This window comes from Falsiroseomonas ponticola (assembly GCF_016805305.1).
GTDB classification, from domain to species: Bacteria; Pseudomonadota; Alphaproteobacteria; order Acetobacterales; family Acetobacteraceae; genus Falsiroseomonas; species Falsiroseomonas ponticola.
In genome coordinates this window covers 1,210,070-1,231,525 of sequence record NZ_JAERQN010000001.1, presented here as the reverse complement: position 1 = coordinate 1,231,525, position 21,456 = coordinate 1,210,070, and the positions used below count along the sequence as shown (strand labels likewise).

The 21,456-nt window shown below is 71.2% G+C and carries 19 protein-coding genes; 3 read left to right on the top strand and 16 right to left on the bottom strand.

What is annotated here, in order from left to right; translation table 11 throughout:
- Positions 1-181: 181 nt before the first annotated feature.
- The 7 genes from JJI54_RS05940 to JJI54_RS05910 all read right to left on the bottom strand — a co-directional run bounded on the left by JJI54_RS05940 (position 182) and on the right by JJI54_RS05910 (position 7,350).
- Positions 182-958 carry an enoyl-CoA hydratase/isomerase family protein gene (locus JJI54_RS05940; protein WP_203071805.1) on the bottom strand — a complete coding sequence of 259 codons (777 nt, stop codon included), beginning with the start codon at positions 956-958 and terminating at the stop codon, positions 182-184.
- Positions 955-1,599 carry a 3-oxoacid CoA-transferase subunit B gene (locus JJI54_RS05935; RefSeq protein ID WP_203071804.1) on the bottom strand — a complete coding sequence of 215 codons (645 nt, stop codon included), beginning with the start codon at positions 1,597-1,599 and terminating at the stop codon, positions 955-957. The genes JJI54_RS05940 and JJI54_RS05935 overlap by 4 nt, the downstream gene beginning before the upstream one ends.
- 85 nt (positions 1,600-1,684) lie before the next feature.
- Positions 1,685-2,365, bottom strand: a complete 681-nt coding sequence (locus JJI54_RS05930) for a 3-oxoacid CoA-transferase subunit A (RefSeq protein ID WP_203071803.1) — start codon at positions 2,363-2,365, stop codon at positions 1,685-1,687.
- A gap of 82 nt (positions 2,366-2,447) precedes the next feature.
- The gene (locus tag JJI54_RS05925) at positions 2,448-3,308 is read right to left on the bottom strand and encodes a MaoC family dehydratase (protein WP_203071802.1); all 861 of its coding nucleotides are present in this window, start codon (positions 3,306-3,308) and stop codon (positions 2,448-2,450) included.
- A gap of 2 nt (positions 3,309-3,310) precedes the next feature.
- Positions 3,311-5,368, bottom strand: a complete 2,058-nt coding sequence (locus JJI54_RS05920) for an acetate--CoA ligase family protein (protein ID WP_226381526.1) — start codon at positions 5,366-5,368, stop codon at positions 3,311-3,313.
- Between the two features lie 110 nt (positions 5,369-5,478).
- The gene (locus JJI54_RS05915) at positions 5,479-5,697 is read right to left on the bottom strand and encodes a hypothetical protein (protein WP_203071800.1); all 219 of its coding nucleotides are present in this window, start codon (positions 5,695-5,697) and stop codon (positions 5,479-5,481) included.
- A gap of 267 nt (positions 5,698-5,964) precedes the next feature.
- The gene (locus JJI54_RS05910) at positions 5,965-7,350 is read right to left on the bottom strand and encodes a lytic transglycosylase domain-containing protein (RefSeq protein ID WP_203071799.1); all 1,386 of its coding nucleotides are present in this window, start codon (positions 7,348-7,350) and stop codon (positions 5,965-5,967) included.
- 320 nt (positions 7,351-7,670) lie between these two features.
- Here JJI54_RS05910 and JJI54_RS05905 point away from each other — a divergent pair, with 320 nt between their 5' ends.
- Genes JJI54_RS05905 through JJI54_RS05895 form a run of 3 tightly spaced genes read left to right on the top strand, consistent with a single transcriptional unit; the run spans position 7,671 to position 9,894 of the window.
- Positions 7,671-8,261 (top strand): outer membrane lipoprotein, encoded by a 591-nt coding sequence (locus JJI54_RS05905; protein WP_226381385.1) that lies wholly within the window; start codon positions 7,671-7,673, stop codon positions 8,259-8,261.
- 52 nt (positions 8,262-8,313) lie between these two features.
- Complete coding sequence (locus JJI54_RS05900; protein WP_203071798.1) at positions 8,314-9,156, top strand: ABC transporter permease; 843 nt, start codon at positions 8,314-8,316, stop codon at positions 9,154-9,156.
- A gap of 6 nt (positions 9,157-9,162) precedes the next feature.
- The gene (locus tag JJI54_RS05895; RefSeq protein WP_203071796.1) at positions 9,163-9,894 is read left to right on the top strand and encodes an ABC transporter ATP-binding protein; all 732 of its coding nucleotides are present in this window, start codon (positions 9,163-9,165) and stop codon (positions 9,892-9,894) included.
- Positions 9,895-10,199: 305 nt separating this feature from the next.
- On the opposite strand, the gene JJI54_RS05890 is transcribed toward JJI54_RS05895, so the two are convergent.
- The 9 genes from JJI54_RS05890 to JJI54_RS05850 form a co-directional block, all read right to left on the bottom strand.
- Complete coding sequence (locus JJI54_RS05890) at positions 10,200-13,277, bottom strand: glycosyltransferase (RefSeq protein ID WP_203071794.1); 3,078 nt, start codon at positions 13,275-13,277, stop codon at positions 10,200-10,202.
- Positions 13,278-13,279: 2 nt separating this feature from the next.
- Positions 13,280-14,272, bottom strand: a complete 993-nt coding sequence (locus tag JJI54_RS05885) for a GHMP family kinase ATP-binding protein (protein ID WP_203071793.1) — start codon at positions 14,270-14,272, stop codon at positions 13,280-13,282.
- Entirely contained in the window at positions 14,269-15,207 is a 939-nt protein-coding gene (locus JJI54_RS05880; protein WP_203071791.1) for an NAD-dependent epimerase/dehydratase family protein, read from the bottom strand. Before JJI54_RS05880 ends, JJI54_RS05885 begins: the two co-directional genes overlap by 4 nt.
- On the bottom strand, positions 15,191-16,144 hold the full coding sequence (locus tag JJI54_RS05875; RefSeq protein ID WP_203071789.1) for an NAD-dependent epimerase/dehydratase family protein: 954 nt from the start codon (positions 16,142-16,144) through the stop codon (positions 15,191-15,193). Before JJI54_RS05875 ends, JJI54_RS05880 begins: the two co-directional genes overlap by 17 nt.
- Entirely contained in the window at positions 16,141-17,397 is a 1,257-nt protein-coding gene (locus JJI54_RS05870; protein ID WP_203071787.1) for a class I SAM-dependent methyltransferase, read from the bottom strand. The genes JJI54_RS05875 and JJI54_RS05870 overlap by 4 nt, the downstream gene beginning before the upstream one ends.
- Before the next feature lie 13 nt (positions 17,398-17,410).
- Positions 17,411-18,343, bottom strand: a complete 933-nt coding sequence (locus tag JJI54_RS05865; RefSeq protein WP_203071786.1) for an NAD-dependent epimerase/dehydratase family protein — start codon at positions 18,341-18,343, stop codon at positions 17,411-17,413.
- 80 nt (positions 18,344-18,423) lie between these two features.
- Positions 18,424-19,662 carry a glycosyltransferase gene (locus JJI54_RS32930; protein ID WP_203071784.1) on the bottom strand — a complete coding sequence of 413 codons (1,239 nt, stop codon included), beginning with the start codon at positions 19,660-19,662 and terminating at the stop codon, positions 18,424-18,426.
- Positions 19,659-20,867: an HAD-IIIA family hydrolase gene (locus JJI54_RS05855; RefSeq protein WP_203071782.1), complete on the bottom strand. Its 1,209-nt coding sequence runs from the start codon at positions 20,865-20,867 to the stop codon at positions 19,659-19,661. The genes JJI54_RS32930 and JJI54_RS05855 overlap by 4 nt, the downstream gene beginning before the upstream one ends.
- The gene (locus JJI54_RS05850) at positions 20,860-21,432 is read right to left on the bottom strand and encodes a D-sedoheptulose-7-phosphate isomerase (protein WP_203071780.1); all 573 of its coding nucleotides are present in this window, start codon (positions 21,430-21,432) and stop codon (positions 20,860-20,862) included. Before JJI54_RS05850 ends, JJI54_RS05855 begins: the two co-directional genes overlap by 8 nt.
- Positions 21,433-21,456 lie beyond the last annotated feature (24 nt).

Here is a 21,456-nt window from a genome sequence, read left to right as displayed (position 1 = left end):
GCGGTGGGGCGCGTCGTGACGACGCGGGAGCGGATCCCCACCCTCCCGCTCCGCGGGCCCCTCCCTCCCCCGCGCTTGCGGGAGAGGGTCGGGGTGGGGGTCGGCGCCGCCGCGACGGCAGAACGAGGCCTTGTCAGTCGCGAAGGCTGCGACCCGTGACGCCGCGCGTCAACTTACCCGGTCAACGCTTCCCGAAGACCGGCGCGCGCTTCTCCATGAAGGCGGTGCGGCCTTCGACGTGGTCGGCGCTGAGGAAGCACATCGTCTGCCAGTCGCGCTCCCGCTCCAGCGCCGCGTCGAGGCCTTCCGCCAGCATGCGCTTGGTCAGGGCGATGGGCAGCGGCGCCTGGTCGGCGAGGAAGCGCGCCAACTCGCGGGCCTTCTCCAGCGCGCCGCCCTTCGGCACGATGCGGTCCACCAGGCCGATGCGCGCGGCCTCCGCGCCATCGATCTGGTCGGGGTAGAGCAGCATCTGCTTGGCGCGCGCGGGGCCGATGCGGTTGGGCAGCGTCCAGGGCAGGCCGAGATCGGCCATCAGGCCGACGCGGCCGAAGCCGGCGGCGAAGCGCGCATCCTCCGCCGCCACGATGGTGTCGCAGGCGCAGGCCATGGAGAGGCCGGCGCCGACGCACCAGCCCTCCACCGCCGCCACCAGCGGGATGCGGCCGCCGATCATCAGGCGGATCATGCGGTGGGTGCGGCGCATGCGTTCGCGGCCCTGCTCGGCGTCGCGGACGTCCATGCCGGAGATGTCGCCGCCCGAGCAGAAATTCCCGCCCTCGCCCGTCAGCACGATGGCGCGCACGCCATCATCCCCCTGCGCGGCTTCGAGGATGCCGAACATCTGCTCCCGCAGCGCCACGTTCAGCGCGTTGCGGCGGGACGGATAGTCCAGCGTCAGCGTCAGGACAGCGCCGTCGCGCGCCTCGGTGACGCGGCAGATCGGCTTGTCGCTCATGAATCGGTGTGCAGCGTGGCGCCGGTCTTGGCCTGGAGATCGGCCAGCGACAGGCCCGGCACGATCTCCCGCACCACGAAGCCGCGGCCGCGGACCACGTCGATGACGGCGAGGTTGGTGTAGATGCGCTGCACGGCGCCATGCGCGGTCAGCGGATAGCCGCAGCTTTCCACCAGCTTCGGGCGGCCATCCTTCGTCGTGTGGTCCATGACGACCCAGAGCCGCTTGGCGCCGGCCGCCAGGTCCATGGCGCCGCCGACGGCTGGCGCGCTGTCATTCTCGCTGGTCGCCCAGTTCGCGATGTCGCCGTTCTCGGCCACCTCGAAGGCGCCGAGGACGCAGAGGTCGATATGCCCGCCGCGGATCATCCCGAAGCTGTCGGCATGGTGGAAGAAGCTGCCGCCGGGGCGCAGCGTGACGGGCTGCTTGCCGGCATTCACCAGCCAGGCATTGACCTTGTCCGGCGCCGGGGCGGGGCCCATGCCGAGGATGCCGTTCTCGCTGTGCAGGATGACCTCGCGGTCCATCGGCACATAATCCGCGACCATGGTCGGGATGCCGATGCCGAGGTTGACGAACCAGCCCTCGGGAATGTCCTGCGCGACGCGCGCGGCCATCTGCTGGCGGGTGAAGCTGGTCATGAATAGCCTCCGAGACGTTCGAGGATCGGGGCCGGCGTCCGATGACCGGAGGGCCACTGGGCCCGGAGGTCTGAATCGGCCGCCGTCAATTCCAAGGCGCGCCGCGCGCGACCTGGACCACGCGTTGCACGAAGATGCCGGGGGTGTGGACGTTGTCCGGCGTGATCTCGCCGAGGTCGCGGATGTTGTGCGTCTGGGCGATGGTCAGCGTCGCCGCCATGGCCATGACGGGATTGAAGTTCCGGCCGCTCTCCCGGTAGGTGAGGTTGCCCCAGCGATCGGCCTCCCAGGCCTCCACCAGCGCGACATCGCCGGGAAGGGCCAGTTCCATGATGTGCGGGCGGCCGTTGAACTCCCGCGTCTCCTTCCCCTGGGCGAGCTTCGTGCCCGCGCCGGTCGGGGTGTAGAAGGCGGGGATGCCGGCGCCGGCGGCGCGCATGCGCTCCGCCAGCGTGCCCTGCGGCACGATCTCCAGCTCCAGCTTGCCGGCGCGGTACAGCTCCTCGAACACCGTCGATCCGGCGGAGCGGGGGAAGGAGCAGATGATCTTCCGCACGCGCCCCTCGGCCATCAGCCTGGCCAGGCCGACCTTGCCGGCGCCGGCATTGTTGGCGACGACGGTGAGGTCCTTCGCACCCTGCTCGATCAGGCCCTCGATCAGCTCATCGGGCTGGCCCACGGCGCCGAAGCCGCCCATCAGGACGGTGGAGCCATCCTTGATGCCGGAGAGTGCCTCCGCGATGGACTGGACGATCTTGTTGATCATGCGCGCTGCCGCTGCCTCCGCCACCCAATGCCCCGCTCGGGGTGGGCTTCGGTAGCCGCTTGGGCCCGGGCCGTCCAGACGATCACCGCGTGGCCAGGCGGCCGTTGGAGATGACCACCACGTCGCGTTCCACGACCTTGGCGCGGAAGGCGGCGCCCGTCGCGTCCGGCCAGATCTCCGTGCGGATGGTCTCCCCGGGGAAGACCGGGGAGGAGAAGCGGCACTCCATGCGCCCGAAGCGCGCGGGATCGCCCCCGCAGACCAGGCGCAGCAGGGCGCGGCCGACGACGCCGAAGGTGCCGAGGCCGTGCAGGATGGGGCGCGGGAAGCCGGCCTTGGCGGCGAGGGACGGGCTGCTGTGCAGCGGGTTGTGGTCGCCGTTGAGCCGGTAGAGCAGCGCCATCTCCGGCCGCGTCGGCAGGTCCAGCGTCAGGGCGGGCGGGCCCTCCGGCTCCGGCGCCGGTTTCTTCACCGGACCCGTGGGGCCGCCGAAGCCGCCATCGCCGCGGAGGAAGATCGTCTGCTCGACGGTGGCGAGCTTCACCTGCGTCGCGCCGTCGATCACCTCCCGCGCCACATAGAGCAGCGCGCCCTTGCCGGCGCCGCGATCGACCAGGCCCGTGACGCGGGAGCGGCCGATGATCTCGCCCTCCACCGGCAGGGCCGCGTGGAGCTCGACGGATTGTTCGCCGGCCACCAGGCGCACGGCATCCACGCCCGTCGCGGGATCGGCCAGCCAGAAGCCGGGATAGCCGAGCACGACGGGGATGGTCGGCAGCGCCTGCATCGAAGCGCCTTCGGTGACGAAGCGGAGGTCGGCTTCATCCATCGGGTCCTGGGCCACGCCGAGCGACAGCGCGTAGAGCGCGGTGTCCTGCCAGCGCAGCTGCTGGCGGATCTCGGGGATGGGGAAGTTGAGGAGGGTTTCCGTGACGATGGGCATGGTCAGGCCTCGATCTCGATGACGGCATCGGCGGCGAAGGCGCCGTCCGGGGTGACGAGCAGCGGGTTCACCTCCGCGCTGAGAAGGCGCGGCCCGGCGCCGGCGGCGAAGCGGGAGAGGGCGACGAGGGCCTTTGTCAGTGCGGCGACATCCGCCTTCGGGCGGCCGCGGGCGCCGTCCAGCAGGGGAAAGCCTTTCAGGGAGCGGATCATCGCCTCCGCCCGCGCCGGATCGACGGGGCAGCGGGCGAAGGCGACATCCTTGAAGACTTCGATGAAGACGCCGCCGAGGCCGACCATGGCGACGGGGCCGAAGACGGGGTCGCGCACCACGCCGAGCGCCATCTCCACGCCGCCCGCCACCTGCTTCGCCACCAGCACGCCATCGATGCGCGCGCCGGGCGCGCGTTCCGCGGCGCGGGACAGCAGCGTCGCATGGGCGTCGCGCAGCGCGGCCTCGTCGGCGATGTTCAGGATGACGCCGCCGATCTCGCTCTTGTGCAGGATGTCGGGCGAGAGGATCTTCGCCACCACCGGGAAGCCGATGCGGCGCCCGGCGGCGAGCGTTTCCTCCAGCGTCGCGCAGGCGGCTTCGGGGACCATGGGCACGCCGGCCTCGGCCAGGATGCGCTTGGCCTCGGCCTCGTTCGGCGCCGTCGCGGGCAGCGTGACGGCGGGCACCGGTGCCAGCGCGGGCGGCACGGCCGAAAAAGCATCACCGAAGCGGCCCATGGCGGCCAGCGCCACCACGGCGCGGGACGGATCCTCGATGCAGAGGAAGCCATCGGCCTCCCATTCCCGCACGCGGTCGGTATTGGCGAGGATGGAGAGGACGAAGAGGCGGTCCGGGTGCCGGTCCAGCACCTTCTTCAACTCGGCGCGCAGCCGCGGCGCCATCGACGGCGTGCCGCCCCAGGCCGTGAAGAAGGCGATGACGCTCTGGTAGCCGCCATCGGTGACCATGCTCTCGGCGAAGCTGCCGATCACGCTCATGTCGTTGAAGGCCTGCGCGGTGCAGTCCACGGGATTGAGCGGCGAGGCGAAGGGGACCAGCTTCTTCAGTGCATCCTGCGCCGCTTGCGGCATGGGCGGCATGGGCAGGCCGGCGGCCTCCGCCGCATCCGACATCAGCACCCCCGCGCCGCCGGAGATGGTCACGACGCCGAGCGTATTGCCCGCGGGGTAGATGCGGCGCTGCGCGACGTAGCAGACATCCAGCAGCTCCTCCGTGGTGCGGGCCCGGTGGACGCCGTAGTCGGCCAGGATCGCATCCATCACCCGGTCGTCGCCGGCGATGGAGGCGGTGTGGGATTGCGCGGCGGCCTGGCCCAAGGCGCTGCGCCCGACCTTCATCATCACCACCGGCTTGCGGGCGGCGCGGGCGGCTTCGAGCGCGGCGATGAAGCGGGGCCCGTCCTTGATGCCCTCCGCATAGGCGGCGATGACCGACACCTCCTCGCTCTCCGCCATCCAGCCGATGATGTCGGCCAGGTTGGTGTCGGCCTCGTTCCCCGTCGTCACCAGCACGGGGGTGCCGATGCCGCGGTCCCGCGCCGCGGCGAAGAGGTGGCTGCCATAGGCGCCGGACTGGCTTGCGATGCCGACCGCGCCGGGCAGCGGCCAGCCGCCCTCGAAGCTCGCGGAGAAGATCGGGTAGTAGCCGAGCGCGGCGTTGAAGAGGCCGAGGCAATTGGGCCCGACGAGGCGCATGCCATGCCGGCGCGCGGCGGCGACGAGTCGCGCCTGCATGGCCGCACCTTCCGCCCCCACCTCCGCGAATCCGGCGGTGAAGACGATGGCGGCGCCGCAGCCGCGGGCGCCGAGGTCCTCCACCGCCTGGATCGCACCCTCACCGGGGATGGCGACGATGGCGGCGTCGGGCGTTGTCGGCAGTTCGGCGATGGAGGGGAAGGCCGGCAGGCCCTGCACCGTCGCGCGGTTCGGGTTCACCGGCATCAGCGGCCCGGCGAAGCCCCGCGCCTTCATATAGGCGATGGGCCGGCCGCCGATGCGCACCGGATCATCCGAGGCGCCGATGACGGCAACGGCCTTCGGCCGCAGCAGCCGGTCGAGATCCTTGAAGGACAGAGCCCCCTCCCCTCAGCAAAGCGGCCGCAGGGTGGGGGAGGCAGCAGCGGGGGACAAGACCCGGGCCGGGGCCCGGGCGCGCCTCAGCGGATCAGGAGTGCGATCGCGACGATGAACAGGCTGAGGACCGCGAGCGCCTTGACCGCGGTCATCAGGTCGCTGGTCTTGCCGCGGCTTTCCTGATCCTCGCTGTCCCAGCCGGAGGAGATCACCGGATAGGCCGGGCGTTCGGGGGGCTGTTCGGCCGCCTTGGGGGGGGCAGCCTTGGGCCGGGATGCCGGGGGGGCCGGCGCGCGTGCCACCGGGACCTCCGCCAGATCGGCCGGAGGACGGAGGCCTAGCAGGCCGGGGGGGGCCTGCCGTGTCGGAGCTTCCATCGCCATGTATCCATTATCAACATCGCGGCGGATGGTGCCACTGCCTAATGGGGGAATGGTCGCATTTTTTTGACCTCAGATCCGTGATCGGGCAGAGGCGACCACAACCTTAACGGGTATCCGCGGCCGCGGGAAACCGGCCCTGGTGCATCTGCGCCATAACGGATGGGGGCCGGGGCGCCCGCCCCGGCGTCAGACGCCGGGGGCGACGATCATGCAGGCGCCGCGGGCGCGCAGCCTTTCGCAGGCCTGCTCCGCCGCGCCGCGATTGGCGAGGCCCGTGACGCGGGCGCGGAAGAGCACGCCGCGACCCTGGCCGGAGGGCTCGACCAGCGCGCGGGTGCCGTTGGCGCCGACCTGGTCGCGCGCCTGGCCGGCGGCGGCGCGGGCCAGGTTCTCGGAAGCGAAGGCGCCGACCTGGATGCCCCAGCCACCACCCGCCGCCGGGGCGGCCGGGGCGGGGCGCGGCACCGCCGGCAGGGTGCCGGCATGCGCCTGCGGGATCAGGGAGAAGCTGCGCGCGGCCGGCGCCGGCGCGGCGGCCAGCGCGACGGGGGCGCGGGCGGGCGCCGGGGCGGAGAGGGGCGCCAGCGACTCGGAGCGGATCGGCGCGACGCCGGGGTCGCCGGCGCTGGCCACGGGGTCCATGCGCGTCACGCGGTCGCCGGGGCTTTCGATCGGCTCCATGCGCGTCGTGAAGTCGCCGGGGCTGGCGATGGGCGCCATGGCGACGACGCTGCCGGCGGGCGCGAAGCCGCCCGCGGCGGCAACCTGGGTGCGGACCGGCGGGGCCGGCGGCGTGAAGGCGGAGGCAACGCTGGTGCTGCCATCCGGGATCGGTTCCATCCGCACCACCGGGCCGGCGGGCAGCTGCGCCACCTGCACGCCCGGATCCACCGCGCGGCGCTGTTCGCGCAGCGCCAGCATGGTGGCGGCATCGCCGCGGCGGGGCCCGGCGGGGATGTCGAGCGGGATCTCGGCCGCGGCATAGACTTCCGGCGCGGCGCGGCGGTTCGGATGGGTGCCAGCGATGCGCGGCCCGATGCGGGCGACGTAGTTGCGCGTCTCGTTCGGCAGGCCGCGGCCGCCCCAGAGGTAGTCCTCCAGCCGCCGCGGGCCGGCATTGTAGGCGGCCAGGAAGGCGGGCGCGCCGTAGAGCTCATACATCTCCCGCACATAGGCGGTGCCGGCCATCAGGTTGTCCCAGGGGTGGTAGGGATCGGGGCCGAGGCCGTAGCGCGCCTGCAATTCGCGGTAGGTGCCGGGCATGACCTGCATCAGCCCCATGGCGCCGACGCGGGAGGTGGCGGAGACGCGGCCGGCGGATTCCTGGCGCATCACTTCGCGAATCCAGCGCTCCGGCACGTCGAAGCGGCGGGAGGCCGCCTGGATGTAGGGGCCCCAGGGATCGCTGGCCGGGCCGGGCGGGTCGTAGGAGGTGGGGCGGACCCATTCGCCGGAGGCCGACGGCGCCTGGGTGACGGCCCGCTGCGGGCTCTGCCCGCAGGCGGCCAGCGCCCCCACCAGCAGGCACGCGGCCAACGGGCGTACCAGGCCCGCAGCGCTGAACCCGACCATGCCTTGCTCTCCGTCCGTTGACGGAACCGGGGTCCCCGAGGCCCGCCCCCCCGGCCATGGCGCACCGCCCCCGCGATGCGACCCGGCCCAGGCCAACCCCCGATACCCGTCCCGTTCGTTCAAGCCATCCCGCACCGGGTGGCCATGCGGGCCATCTGGCAGGGTTTCGTGAAGGAACGCCAAAAAAACGGCGAGGGAAAGGCCTACCGCAGGGCGGTGGGCGGAGGCAAGGACGAGATCATGGCAGGGCCCGCCGTGTTACCGCCATGCTACCCGCCGAAACAGCACGCAATCATCCAGGGCGGGCATTCCGGCCCGGGATGCGCTACCTCTGCACCGACCCCGTCGCCCTGCGACGACTCATCACGAAGGGCATCACGATGCGCCTGAACCACCGCCTGATCCCCGCCGCCGCCGCGCTTGCGCTGCTGGCCGCCGTGCCGGCCTGCGCGCCGGCCAATACGGGCACGACCTATTCCGCCGGCGCGCTCGGCGGTGCCGCCTATGTGAACTACGGCACCATCGTCGGCACCCGCCCCGTGACGGTGGCGGGCAGCCAGTCCGGCGTCGGCACCGTGGGCGGCGCCGTGGCGGGCGGCCTGGCCGGCAGCTTCATCGGCGGCGACTGGCGGTCCAACGCCATCGCGGGCGTGGGCGGCGCCATCCTGGGCGGCCTGGCCGGCACGGCGATCGAGCGGGGCGTGACGCAGGGCCAGGCGGTGGAATTCATCGTCCGCCAGGACCGCGGCGGCGACATCGCCGTGGTGCAGACGAACGAGGAAGGGCTGCAGGCCGGCGACCGCGTGGTGATCACCCGCGGCGACCGCGTGCGCCTGTCCCGCGCCGCGGGCGGGCCCGTGCCGCCCATGACGACCCAGCCCATGGGCCAGCCCGCGACCCTGACCAAGTAGGGCCGCGGCGGTTCCTCTGGCCCGCCCCGGCAGGGCGGGCTATGAGGCGGCCATGCTCGACCGAACCGCGGCGACGACGCCGGCCTATATCGTCGATGCGGCGGAACCGCAGCATCTGCGCCGCGCCATCGCCGACATCACCATGGGCTTCAGCCGCTGGCGGCTGGCCCGGGCGCTTGCCTGGCTCGACCTGCGGAACCGCTACCGGGGCTCGGTGCTCGGCCCCTTCTGGCTGACGCTCTCGACCGCCGCCATGCTGATGGGCCTCGGCCTGCTCTACGCGGCGCTGTTCAAGATGTCGCTCGCCGAATACCTGCCGCACCTCGCCGTCAGCCTGGTGATCTGGAACGCCATCGCGCAGATGGTGAACGAGGCGACGACCAGCCTCACCTCCTCCGAGGGCATCATCCGGCAGATGCCCCTGCCCTACACCGTGCACGCGCTGCGCTGCGTGATGCGCAACGCGCTGGTGGCCGCGCACAACCTGCCGCTGATCGCGGTGGTCTTCCTGGTGTGCTGGCACATCCCGGGGCCGGAGGCGCTGCTGGCGATCCCGGGCTTCATCCTGATCGCGATCAACGCCTTCGCCGCCGCCCTGCTGCTCGGCATGATCTGCGCGCGGTTCCGCGACATCGGGCCGATCGTCGCCAGCGTGATGCAGCTGGCCTTCTTCCTGACGCCCATCCTGTGGAAGCCGCGGCTGCTGGGGCATTGGGAGGTGCTGATGCCCCTCAACCCCTTCTACGCGGTGCTGGAGACGGTGCGCGGGCCGCTGGTGGAAGGCGGCGGGCCGCTGATCGCCTGGGTGGCGGCGATCGTCTATACCCTGCTGCTGGTCGGCATCGCGGGGGCCTTCTTCGTCCGCTTCCGCGGCCGCGTCGCTTACTGGGTCTGACGGCAGATGGCGCTGATCGAGGCCTCGGGGCTCTGCCTCGACTTCCCCTTCTACCACCTGGGCGCGCGGTCGCTGAAGAAGCGGCTGCTGCGCGGCGCCCGGCTGCACACGGACGATTCCAACCGCGTCGTCGTGACCGCGCTGCGCAACCTGGGCTTCCGCATCACCACCGGCGAACGCGTGGCGCTGGTCGGGCCGAATGGCGCGGGCAAGACGACGCTGCTGAGGACGCTGGCCGGCGTCTATGAACCCGTGCAGGGACGGCTTTGCGTCGAGGGCCAGATCGGCGCGCTGATCGATGTCGCCGCGGGCATGGACGCCGATTCGACGGGGCGGGAGAATGTGACGCTCCGCGGGCTCTATCGCGGGCTGTCGGATGCGGAATGCGCCGCGCTGGTGGAGGAGGTGGCGGCCTTCTCCGGCCTTGGCGATTTCTTCGACGTGCCGATCCGCACCTATTCCGCGGGCATGGGCGTGCGCCTCGCCTTCGCGCTGGCCACCGCCATGCAGCCGCAGGTGCTGCTGATGGATGAGTGGTTCCTGGCGGGCGACGCCGCCTTCATGGCGAAGGCGGAGGAGCGGCTGGCGCGGCTGGTCGGCGGCGCCGACATCCTGGTGATCGCGACGCATGATTTCGGCGTGGTGCGCCGCTGGTGCACGCGGGCGATCCGGCTGGAGGGCGGCGTGATCGTGGCCGACGGGCCGGCGGAGGAGATCCTGGCGGGGATGGGCGTCTAGAGCACGCCGCGTTCAAATGAACGCAGCTCGTGCTCCAGAAGTCATTGAATCTAGAGCAATATGCGTTCAGATGATTCCATCTGAACGCATATTGCTCTAGCCGCCGCGCCTTCCCGCCACGCCGGCGGTCGACATCAATCGACCGCAGGCGACATCACGCCACGCCCCGCATCCGGGGCCATCGGCTATACGCGTTGCCGTGCGGGGCTGGCGGCGGGGTGATGCGAGGGGATGGATGGGGTGATGCGAGGGGATGGATCCTGCCGGTGGGGCTTCCTGCCGGCCACGGGTCCATCGGCGCCGGCTCAGCCGCTCCAGCTCCACCAATGCTGCTCGTAGCGGTTGTCGTTGAAGATCTCGTACCAGGGCGGGTTCTGGAGAGTCAGCGCGGCCTGGTGCGGGCCCGGCATCTGGCGGCGCAGGCGATGGACGGCGCGGCTGCTGTGCAGCGTCATGCCGGCGCGGCCCATGATCTCATCCGGCAGCAATTCCACCGACCGGATCTCCGCCAGCGCCTCCCGCGCCGCTTCCAGCGCGCCGCGGGCGAAGGCGGGCGCATGGCCGCGCTTCATCAGATGCAGGGCCAGCGCCTCCGCCAGGTCGAAATCCGTGCTGAGATGGCCGCAATAGGATTTGCGGTAGGAGAAGCAGGCCCGCAGCAGCGCCGTCGCATCCTCCACCGGGCGATGGGCGAAGGCGTAGTCCATGCCGGCCGGCGTGCGCCACAGGTACCAGGCGCGCAGATCCTCGATCTCGGCCCGCGGGTGCTGGGTGGTGCGCTCCTCCGGGTAGTTGTTGAAGACGCCCAGCATCTCCGGCACATGGACCGAGCGGATATGCGGCATGACGCGGTTCTTGAATTCCGTGTCGCCGGCGGCGCGGTAGGTCTCGTCGTACCAGCCGAAGCGTTCATGGATGGAACGGCGGTAGAGGCCGCCGACCCAGCTCAGGTAGCAGGTCTCGAGGTACACCAGGTCCTGGCTGTAGCCCGTGCGGTCATAGGGCATGACGTCGGCATCGAAGACGCCCTTCGCATCGACCGAGGTGACGACGCTGTCGGCCATCGCCCAGTCGACGCCGGGATCGCGGTCCAGCGCCGCGGCGAGCTTCGTCAGCGCCTCCGGGTGCAGGCCCTCATCCGCGCCGAGGAAGGAGAGGTAGGGCGCGCGGGCCAGGTGGATGCCGCGGTTCCAGGCGGCCTGGATCGTCTCCCGCCCCGCCGACCGCGCATAGACGATCGGGATGGCGGAGCGGCGGGAGGCCTGCCAGCGGCGCAGCGCCGCGCCCTCATCCTTCGGCGAATTGCTGTCCACCAGGATGATCTCGAGCCCGCCGGCGCGGGCCAGCGATTGCTGCGCGAGGTTGTCGAGCAGCGTCGGCAGCTTGTCCGAGGCGTTGTAGAGCGAGACGATGACGGCGACGCGCGCGACATCCCCCGGCTTGCGCGGATCGTCGAGGATGGCGAGGGGCTGGCGCGCCTTCACGCGGTTGCGGTCGAAGGCATCCTGCATCAGCGCGCGGCAGGCGGCATCGCGTTCCGTCGCCGGCAGGCCGAACATGGCGTGCGCCGTCGCCGCTTCGTGCTTGAAGCCGTTGGCTTCCAGCGTGGCGATGACGAAGGGCAGGTCGCCTGTCCGGTCCTCACCCAGCCAGCGGATGATGCGCAGCATGTAGGTGGCCGCGATCAGGTCGTTGCCCTGGCGCCGTTCCAGGCTGGCGAGTTCGCGGAACAGGCGGACGCGGTCCACCAGGCGCCAGGGAATCTCCCGCGCCAGCTCCGCGATCTTGGCCTTGATCTCCTCCGGCGTCGTCTCCGGCATGGTGAACATGGTGCGGCGGAAGCGGGGGAGCGAGCTGGCGCCCACGATCTGCTGCAGGGTGCGGGGGGAGACGCCCGTCACCTCCCGCATCCGGGTCTTGATGCGTTCCTTGGTGAGCTCCCCCATGCTGCCGCGATGGCGCAGGCGCCAGAGGCCCGCGGCGCCGCGGGCGGCCTTCACCGCGGGGCGGCGCAGCGGCACGGGCACATGGGAGGCGAGGGTGGTGGCGGTGGAGAGGCCGGTTTCCATGGTGCGCAGCACCGCCCGGCGGGGCAGGGAAGGTTCGCGCAGATCGGCCAGCATGGCGAAGCGGGCGGCGAGATCGACGACGGTCTGCCGCGCCTCCCCATCCTGCGTCGCGCCGGGCGCGTGGATGCGGGACAGGCTGCCCAGATCCGCGCGCGGCGCGGCGCGGGACAGCGCCGCCAGCACCAGGCCGCGATGGCGGTCATAGTCCCGCAGCACCGCCTCCACCTGCCCCGCCGTGGTGCGGCTGCAATCGAGGGAGATGGTCGTCCAGTCCAGCTCCGGCAGGCGGCGATGCAGCCAATGCGCGTAGCCGGAGCGGTCGGAGGCCATGACGACGCAGCCCTGGCCCAGCGCTTCCAGCGCCGTCAGGTTGAAGGTGTCGTGGCGGGAGGGCAGCATCAGCAGGCTGCGGCCGCGGAACAGCCGGCGCAGCTCCGCGGGCGGCAGGCCATCCGTGATCTCGGGCTTCAGGGCGCGGCGCCGGGCGATGCCGGCGAGGGTTTCCGTGGAGCCGATGCCGAGGCGGTTGGGCCCGTCCGGCCCCACCACCCGCAGCGCGCCGAAGGCGCGGGGATCGATGCACCAGGCGAGGTCGAGGAAGAGGTCGGGGCCCTTCCACTTCTCCCGCCGCCCGACGAAGAGCAGGTCCGGCGCCGCGCCCGCCGGCGCCGCCACGGGCGTGAAGGCATCGACGATGCAGAGCGGGTCGAGGATGTTGACCGGCAGGTCGGCGATGTCCTGCCATTCGGCGGCGTAGGATTCGCTGATGGCGTAGCGCGCATCGGCGGCGCGGAACTGGAGTTCCTCCCGCTCCCGCAATTCCTGCATGAAGGCGTCCTCGCCCGGCGCGCCGGGCCAGCCGGCCGCGAAGGCGCTGGAGAGCGTGCCATGCAGCGCGACGGCGACGGTATCGAGGTCGATCCCCTCCGCCGCCAGGGCCTGGCGGATGAACAGGGTGTGCTGGCTGTAGTCGGGGCCATCGGCCACGTCGAAATGGCGGCGCCCGGCATGGGCGGCGACGGAGGCCGCGAGGTTGCGGCATTCGACATACTGGCTGAGCAGGTGGCCGCCCTGGGCCTCCATCTCCGGCCGGACCTGCCAGGCGCGGGCATAGGGGATGGCCACCGCATTGGGCGGGCGCGGCGCATCGGCGGGTTCGCGGCGGGCGAAGTAGTAGAAGGTGTCCTGCGGACGGCCGGTGATGATGCGCCTGTAGGTGGACTGGCCGCCGCCGACCCGGTGGTAGAGGTCGAATTCCAGCAGCAGCACGTGGCGGCCGCCGGGATCGGGGGAAGCCAGGGGCGCCATCGCCATGCTCAACCCTTCAGGATGGTCGCGCCGAGCGTGTCGAGCGCGATGGGGATGATGGAGTGGCCTTCCATGCCCGCCCGGAAGGCGGCCTGGCGGTCCGGGGGCACGAGCATCAGCAGGAAGCCGCCGGCCCCCGCGCCGCAGAGCTTGCCGCCCAGCGCGCCGGCTGCGCGGGCCTGGGCATAGAGGCTGTCGATATGCGGGTTGGAGACCTTGGAGGAGAGGCGCTTCTTGGTCTCCCACCCCTCATGCAGCATGGCGCCGAAATCGCGCAGCATCGCCTCGGGATCGTCGGATTCCAGCACCGCCTGCGCCTGGTCCACCAGCGCCAGCAGGTGGCTGAGATCCTTGTCGGCGGCGCCGGACTTCGTCTTCTCCATCTGCTCGCCGAGCGTGGCGGAGGCGAAGCGCGTCATGCCGGTATAGACGAGGAAGAGGGAGGTGTTCAGCGCATCCTGGCAGGGCGCCGTCATCTGGATGGGGCTGATGCGCGTGCGGCCGCCTTCGAAATCGAAGCGGTTGAGGCCGCCGAAGGCCGCGTGGTGCTGGTCCTGCACCCCCACATTCTCCTGCAGCACGTCACGCTCGATGCGGACGGCTTCGCGGGCCAGGTCCATCTTGGTGGCGCCGCGGCCCTGGAGGGCGAAGATCAGGTTGATGAAGCCGACGGCGAAGGAGGAGGAGGAGCCGAGGCCGCTGCGCGCCGGCAGGTCCGCCATGATGGAGATGTCGAGCGGGCGGTCATAGCCGTAGAGGCGGATCGCTTCCCGCACCACCGGGTGCTGGATCTGGTCGAGCTCCGCCACCTGCTCCATGCGGGAGTAGGAGACGCGGTAGCGGTAGTCGAGGATGGTGGAGAGGCGGAGCGCCGCGACATAGACATACTGGTCGATGCCCATGCCGAGCACCGCGCCCCGTGCGCGGGCGAAATATTCCGGATAGTCGGTGCCGCCGCCGAAGAAGGACACGCGCAGCGGCGTGCGGGAGACGATCATCATGGCGCGATGGCTTCCCCGTAATCGGCGGCGAGCACCTGGGCCACGCCGGCTTCGACGCTGAGCCTCGGCGTCCAGCCGGTGGCGGCGAGGAAGCGGGAGGAATCGAGGCTCTTGTAGCCCGCGCCCTGGAAGGAGCCGGGCGGGCTGACGATGCGCGCATCCCAGCGCAGCGCGCGCAGGATGGCGGTGGCGCAATCGCCGATCTCGACCGGCGCATTGGGCGTCACGTTGATGATGCGGTCCTCGAAATGCCGATCGGCGAGGAGGACGGCGTCGATCTGGTCATGCGCATGCAGCAGGTCCCGCACGGTGCGCGGATTGCCCCAGACCTCGAACTCCATGGCGCCGGACCGCTTGGTGCGCACGGCACGGTCGATCATCGCGGCCATGAAATGGGCGCGGGTGTCCTCGGTGTGCGCATGCGGGCCATAGACGGTGGCGAGCACGCAATGCAGCCAGTGCAGGCCGTACTGCTTGCCATAGGTCTCGCAGCCCGTGGCCAGCAGCTGCTTCGCGAGCGCATAGCCCTGCACGGAGGGATGCGGGCGGCCGATGCCGAATTCCTCCTCCGGCGTCGGATGATCCGCTTCGGCGTAGGTGCAGGAGGAGCCGAGCGAGACGAGCTTGGCCTGCGGCTGGTGGTGGCGCCAGGCTTCCAGGATGTTCAGGTGGATGCTGGCATTGTCGCGCAGCAGCTCACCCTGGATGCCCCATTGGATGTTGCCGGTGCGCTGCTTGGTGATGACGTGGAAGATGCGCCCGGCCTTGGGCGCTTCGCGGAACACGCGGTCCACCATCGCCGGGTCGGTGAAGTCGCCGGCGGCGCGGCCGACGGGGTGGCAGGGCCAGCCTTCGGCGCGCCAGCGATCCACCAGGTTCCGGCCGAGGAAGCCATCGGCGCCGAGGATGATGGTGGGGCTATCGGCGTAGGGCATCGCGGTACCAGGCCAGCGTTTCGGCCATGCCGTCTTCCAGGCTGCGGAAGGGCGCGAGGCCGGGCAGCAATTCCCGCAGCCGGGCCGCGGTGGCGCGGCGCACCTTCACGCCGCGATTGCCCGCGGCGGGCGGCGAGGTGAGCTTGATCGGGCGCTGCTTTCCGGCGGCCTGCATCGTCGCCACGGCCAGGTCGCGCACCGTCCTGGTCTGGCCGTGCGCGAGGTTCACCGCCGCGGTGACGCCACGCAGCGTCAGCGATTCGACAAAGGCCTCGGCGGCATCGCCGGCATAGATGAAGTCGCGCTCGGCATCGGGGTCGCCGCGGACCTCGAATTCCGGGGCATCGCCGCAGGCACGGATGACGAAGGCGGTGGCGACATGGGCCTCGGCCTCGTCCAGCGTGTCATGGGGGCCGTAGGGGTTGGTCAGGCGAAGACTGATGGTGCTGATGCCGGCGCGGCGGGACCAGAGGTCCGCCGTGATCTCGCCCCAGCGCTTGGACCAGGCATAGGCGGCCTCTCCCTCATGCGGCCAGGCATTGAGGTCGAGGGGCAGCGCGTCGTCCTGCAGATCCCAGGACGCGGGATAGACGGCGGAGGAGGAGGCGGCGCGGACTTCGGTGATCCCGCGCGCCATGGCGAAGCGGTAGACCGCTTCCGTCATGGCGAGGTTCGCCGAGAGGATCTCCGCCTGCTGCTTGCCGAAGATGGAGGCGAAGTAGCGGAAGGCCGCGACATGGATGATGGCCGTGCCGGCGGGCAGCGGCGGCAGCGTGTCCACCGCATGCGCCGCGACCGTCTGCGTGCAGCCGGGGACGGGCGTGCCGGAGGCGTTGACGCCGATGATGGTGGCGACGCGGCCTTGCAGCGCATCCACCACGTTGCGCCCGATGAAGCCGCTGGCGCCCCAGACGACAACCGCCTCGGGAAGGCTCACGCCGACTCCTTCCCGTAGGTCTTCACCTTCGGGATCGGCACGATCAACTCCCCGCCGCTCGCCAGATACGCCTTCTCCTTCGCCAGGAACTCACTGATGAAATTCCAGGCGAGGACGAGGTAGGCGTCGGGGCGGGCGCCTTCCTCGGCCTCGATCGGGATGCGCACGCCGGGGATGGCGAGGCCCACCTTCATGGCGTTCTTCTCGACCGCCTTCTGCACCAGGTCGGGGCCGATGCCGAAGCTGTTGAGCAGCGTGGCGCCCTTGGCCGGCGCGCCATAGGCCCACACCGACTTGCCTTCCGCCTTGTAGCCCTCGAGCAGCGCGACCAGGCGCTTGCGCAGGTCGAGCACATTGCCCGCGAAGGTGCGGTAGGTCTCGATCTCGCCGAAGCCCTTGCGCACTTCCTCGGCCTGCATGGCGCGGACGCTGTCGCCCACCGGGCGCACGCCCTTGCGCGTCACATGCGCCTCGATGCTGCCGCCATGGATATCGACCAGCGTCGCCTCGAAGACCTCCAGCCCATGGCGTTCCAGCAGGGCGGAGAGGGACTTCAGCGTGTAGTAGCAGAGGTGCTCGTGATAGACTTGGTCGAAGGCGGTGTTCTCCACCATGCCGCCGAGATAGATGGCCTGCACGACGAAGACGCCATCCTCGGCGAGGAGGGAGGCGATGCCCTCCACCACGCTGTGCAGCTCCTCCAGGTGGAAGAAGACGCCGGCGGCGGTGATGACCTTGGCCGGGCCGTGTTCGCGGCGGATATCGGCGCAGCAGGCGGCGTTGAAGAAGCGGTTCCAGGTCGGCACGCCGGCATCCTGCGCCAGCTTGGCGACATTGCCCGCGGCCTCCACCCCCAGCACGCGGGCGCCGGAGAAGGCCCATTGCTTCAGCCAGGTGCCGTCATTGCTGCCGATATCGACGACCAGGTCACCCGGCTTGACCCCATACGTGGCGGCAATGCGCTTGCTGGTCTCCAGGAAGTGGGCCGGGAGAGTCTTCGTGGTGCCGGAAACGTAGGGATAATCGGAAAACATCGATTCCTTCGGAATCGTATGGTCGATCTGCACCATGGTGCAGTCCCGGCAGAAGCCGACGCGCAGCGGGTAGTGCGGCTCCACCCCCGGCGCCAGGTCCGGCCGCACCAAGCGGTTGCAATGCGGCTGGTCGCCGAGGTCGATGACGAGTTCGACATTCCGCCCGCCGCAGCAGCGGCAGGCCATGTCGAGCTTCACGCCCGGCGGGGGCACGACCATGCGCGATGCCACCTCAGACATTCGCGAAGCGCCCGTTGCGCAGCATGCGGTAGCCCTTGATCAGCTCCTGGATGCCCTTGTCGAGGCCGTGGTCCGGCATCCAGCCCGTCGCTTCGAGCTTGTCGTTGGAGACGATGTAGTCCCGCTTGTCCGGATCCTCGCCGACCGGCGCTTCCAGCCAGACGAAGCCGGGCACGTGCCTGGCGATGCGCTCGCAGAGCTGGGCCTTGGAGAGGTTGGCCTCCGACAGGCCCACATTGTAGGCCTGGCCGCGCATGGTGCCGACATTGTCGATGCCGTGCAGGAAGGCCTTCACCACGTCGCGGATGTGGATGTAGTTGCGGCGGAAATGCGCCTCGAACAGCACCACGGCGCGGTCGTTCACCGCGCGCCAGGTGAAGTCGTTCACCAGCAGGTCGAGCCGCATGCGCGGCGCCATGCCGAAGACGGTGGCGAGGCGGAAGGACAGGGAATTGGCGTGGCCCAGCACCGCTTCCTCGGCCTCCACCTTGGTGCGGCCATAGAGGGAGACGGGGCGGAGCGGCGATTCCTCGGTGCAGGCGGCGTTGCCCTCGCCGATCCCGTAGCCGGAATTGGTGGTGGGGTAGGCGATCAGCTGATCCTTGCCCGCCAGCTTCACCAGGTTGACCACCGCGTCCCGGTTCAGGGTGGTAGCGCCGATCTCGTCCCGGGCGCAGAGCGGCGCGCCGACCAGCGCCGCCAGGGGGATGACGACATCCGCCTGCTTCATCAGCGGCTCCAGCACCCGCATGTCCCGGGCATCGCCGCGGACGGGGTTGAAGTTCGGATCGGCACAGGAATGGGCCAGGAAGGTGTCGCCGGCGGCAAAGGTATCCAGCACCGTGACCTGCCAGCCGCGGGCCAACATCGCCGGCACCAGCATCGATCCGATATAGCCGGCCCCGCCGGTGACAAGCACATGCATCGAGCAGATTCCCTTCGGAGGCCGGTAACGCCGGGCGTATAGAGTCTGTTACCCGGCCGGGCAACCGGAGTACCGTGTTATCAGGTTGCAACGAATGCCCTGAAAAGCGCGTCAGGATTGTGTTCGTCCCGCCATGTTCGTGCCATGGTGCGGGACGTGGCGGTCATTTCGGGCAACCGCCCAATGGCCTGGGACAACGCCCCTGCCAAGCCCCCGGCACCGCCGCCTTGCGGGATCGTGACTGCCCGGGCGGGTCCGGCCGCGCTTTCCATCCAGCCGCCGGCCGGGACGATGGCGGGCAGGCCCATGGCCAGGGCCTCCGCCAGGATGCCGCTGCTGCGGGCGCCATAGGCCGGCCCGTCATAGGGCAGCAGCAGCAGGTCCGCGCTGGCCAGCAGCGCGGCATAGTCGGCCGCGTCCAGCGCCCTTTCCACCAGGACAAGGTCCGGCCCCTGCCGGGCCTGGAGGGCGCGGTGGGCGCGCTGGACCAGCGGGTCCGATTCCGGGCCGACCGGGCCGGACTGGATGGTGAAGCGGGCACGGCCGGACAGGGCCGCGACGGCCTCCGGCAGCAGGGGGTAGCCCTTCTCCAGCCGCGCGCCGCCGGCGAAGACGATGTGCGGCAGGGCGCCGGCGGGGCGCGGCGCGAGGTCCGGCACCACGATGGGCAGCGGCACGGTCCGCACCGGCAGGCCGGATAACTGCCGGAAGTCATCGGCCAGTTGGGCGGTATCCGCGAAGAGGCGGAGCCGCGGGCCGAATCGCGCGGCCAGGCCCCGCAGCAGCAGCGGGAGCGGCTCGGGCGCGGGGTCGTCCGCCTCCATCTCCGCGGGCATCCGCCGCAGCACCACCAGCAGGGTCACGCCATGCAGGTCCGGCCCCGCGGCGAGGGAGGCGAGGTTGGCGCCGGAGACGCTGTGCAGCAGCAGCCAGTCGCCCGGGCCGGCGCCGAGCGTGCCGAGCGCTGCCTGCAATTCGGCCGCCAGCCCATCCGGCGCGCGGCCCGCCAGGCGCCGCCGGGCGGCGCGCAGCAGGCTGGCGCCCGCGGCGGCGACCGGCGCCGGCAGATGCGACAGGGCGCCATAGAGCGCCCGCCGCGCCGCCCCCCCGCCACCCGCGCTCTGATAGGCGGTGCCGAGGATGGCGTGGGTCTCGATGCCCGGGATGGTGCCGGTGAAGCCGCGCGCGGCCAGGATCACGGGCGGCGTGCCGGCCCGCGACGCCGCCTCCGCCACCGATCGGGAATAGGAAAGGTGGTGGCCGAGGGGCCCCGCCAGGCCGGGATCGGCGATGATGAAGCGGGGCGCGCGCTCGGTCACAGCAGCCGGGCGATGAAGCCGTCCAGGTCCCCGCCGGGGAAGAGGTGGCCGGGCAGGCCCGCGGCGCGCGCGGCCTGGATGTCCGTATCCTTGTCGCCCACCAGGAAGGACCGCGCGGCATCCACCGGCCAGGCCGCCAGCAGGTCCCGGATCATGCCGGGCTGGGGCTTCCGGCGGCCGCAATCCTGGCGGTAGCGATCCTCCAGCGCCTGGGGATGGTTCGGGCAGTATTCGAAGGCATCCACATGCGCGCCGGCGGCGGCGAATTCGCGCGCCATCCAGCCATGCATCACGCCGACCTGGGATTCCGGGAAGAAGCCCTTGGCGACGCCGGCCTGGTTGGTGACGACGAAGACCAGCCAGCCGGCATCGTTCAGCCGCTTCACCGCCGCCTTGGCGCCCGGGATCCAGCGCGCCTCCGCCGGCTTGTGCGGCCAGCCGGTGTCCTCGATCAGCACGCCGTCGCGGTCCAGGAACACCGCGGGGCGGCGGGCCATGGCCGGGATCATGGACTGGGAGGCCGCCAGGTCCTCCGGGATGCCGATATCGATGAAGGCACCGTCATAGAGCGCGCCGCGCAGCGCGCCGGCCGTGGCCAGCTTCGGGAAGACATCCGATTCCAGGGAGACGGGGCCATCCCCGATATGGCGGATGATGTCCTTCCGGAGCCAGTAGATGCCGCCATTGATGGGACCGGTGCGGTCGGGCGAGCGGGCAGCGAAGCCCCGGATGCGGCCCGCCCCATCGACCTCCACCGTGCCGTAGCGGGCGCCGGGCGCCGTGCGGCGCAGCGCCAGGGTCGCCAGTGCGTCACCGGCATGGAGCGGCAGGTCGAGCAGGTTCACGTCAAAGCGGGTGTCGCCATTGAGGAGGAGGAAGCGGTCCTCCAGCCGGTCGGCGAAGAGCTTGAGGCCGCCCGCGGTGCCGAGCGGCTGGGGTTCGATCACCACGTCAATCTTCGACTCGCGCACCCGCCTGCCGTCATAGCGTTCGGCGATGGTGTGGCCGAGATAGCCGGCCAGCAGCGTGATGCGGGGGAAGCCGAAGCGGGACACCTCCTCGACCAGCCAGTCGAGGAAGGGGCGGCCCGCGACCTCCACCATCGGCTTCGGGATGGCATCGGTCAGGCTGCCGAGTCGCGTGCCGCGGCCGCCGACCAGGATCGCGGCCTGGCCGGGGACGCCGGTGACGGGCACGTCAGGCATCCGCGAGCCGTTCCTCCACCGCCGCGCAGAAGCAGTGGTAGAGCGCCAGGTGCACCTGCTGGATGGCGGGGGTGGAGCGCGACGGCACGGCGAGCAGGTGGTCGCAGAGCGGCGCCATCTTCCCGCCGCCCTCCCCGGTCAGGCCGATCGTTGCCATGCCGAGCTTCCGCGCGGCTTCCAGCGCCTTCACCACATTGCCGGAATTGCCGGAGGTGGAGAGGCCGAGCAGCACGCCGCCCGCTTCGCCATAGGCCTCCACCTGGCGGGAGAAGACCGTTTCGTAGCTGTAGTCGTTGGACCAGGCGGTCAGCACGGCGGGGTTGGAGGACAGGCAGATGGCCTTCAGGGCCCGGCGTTCCTTGAGGAAGCGGCCCACCATCTCCCCCACGATGTGCTGCGCGTCGGCGGCGGAGCCCCCGTTGCCGCAGACCAGCAGCGGGCGGTTGGCGGCCAGGGCCGTGACCGTGGCGTCCACCGCCGCCTGCATCCTGGCATCGAGACCCTGTGCCCGGGTGGCCGCGAGTACGGCGGCGGCGTCCGACAACCAGGCGTCGAGCGTGATCATGCGTCTCTCCATCACCGGGTTCAT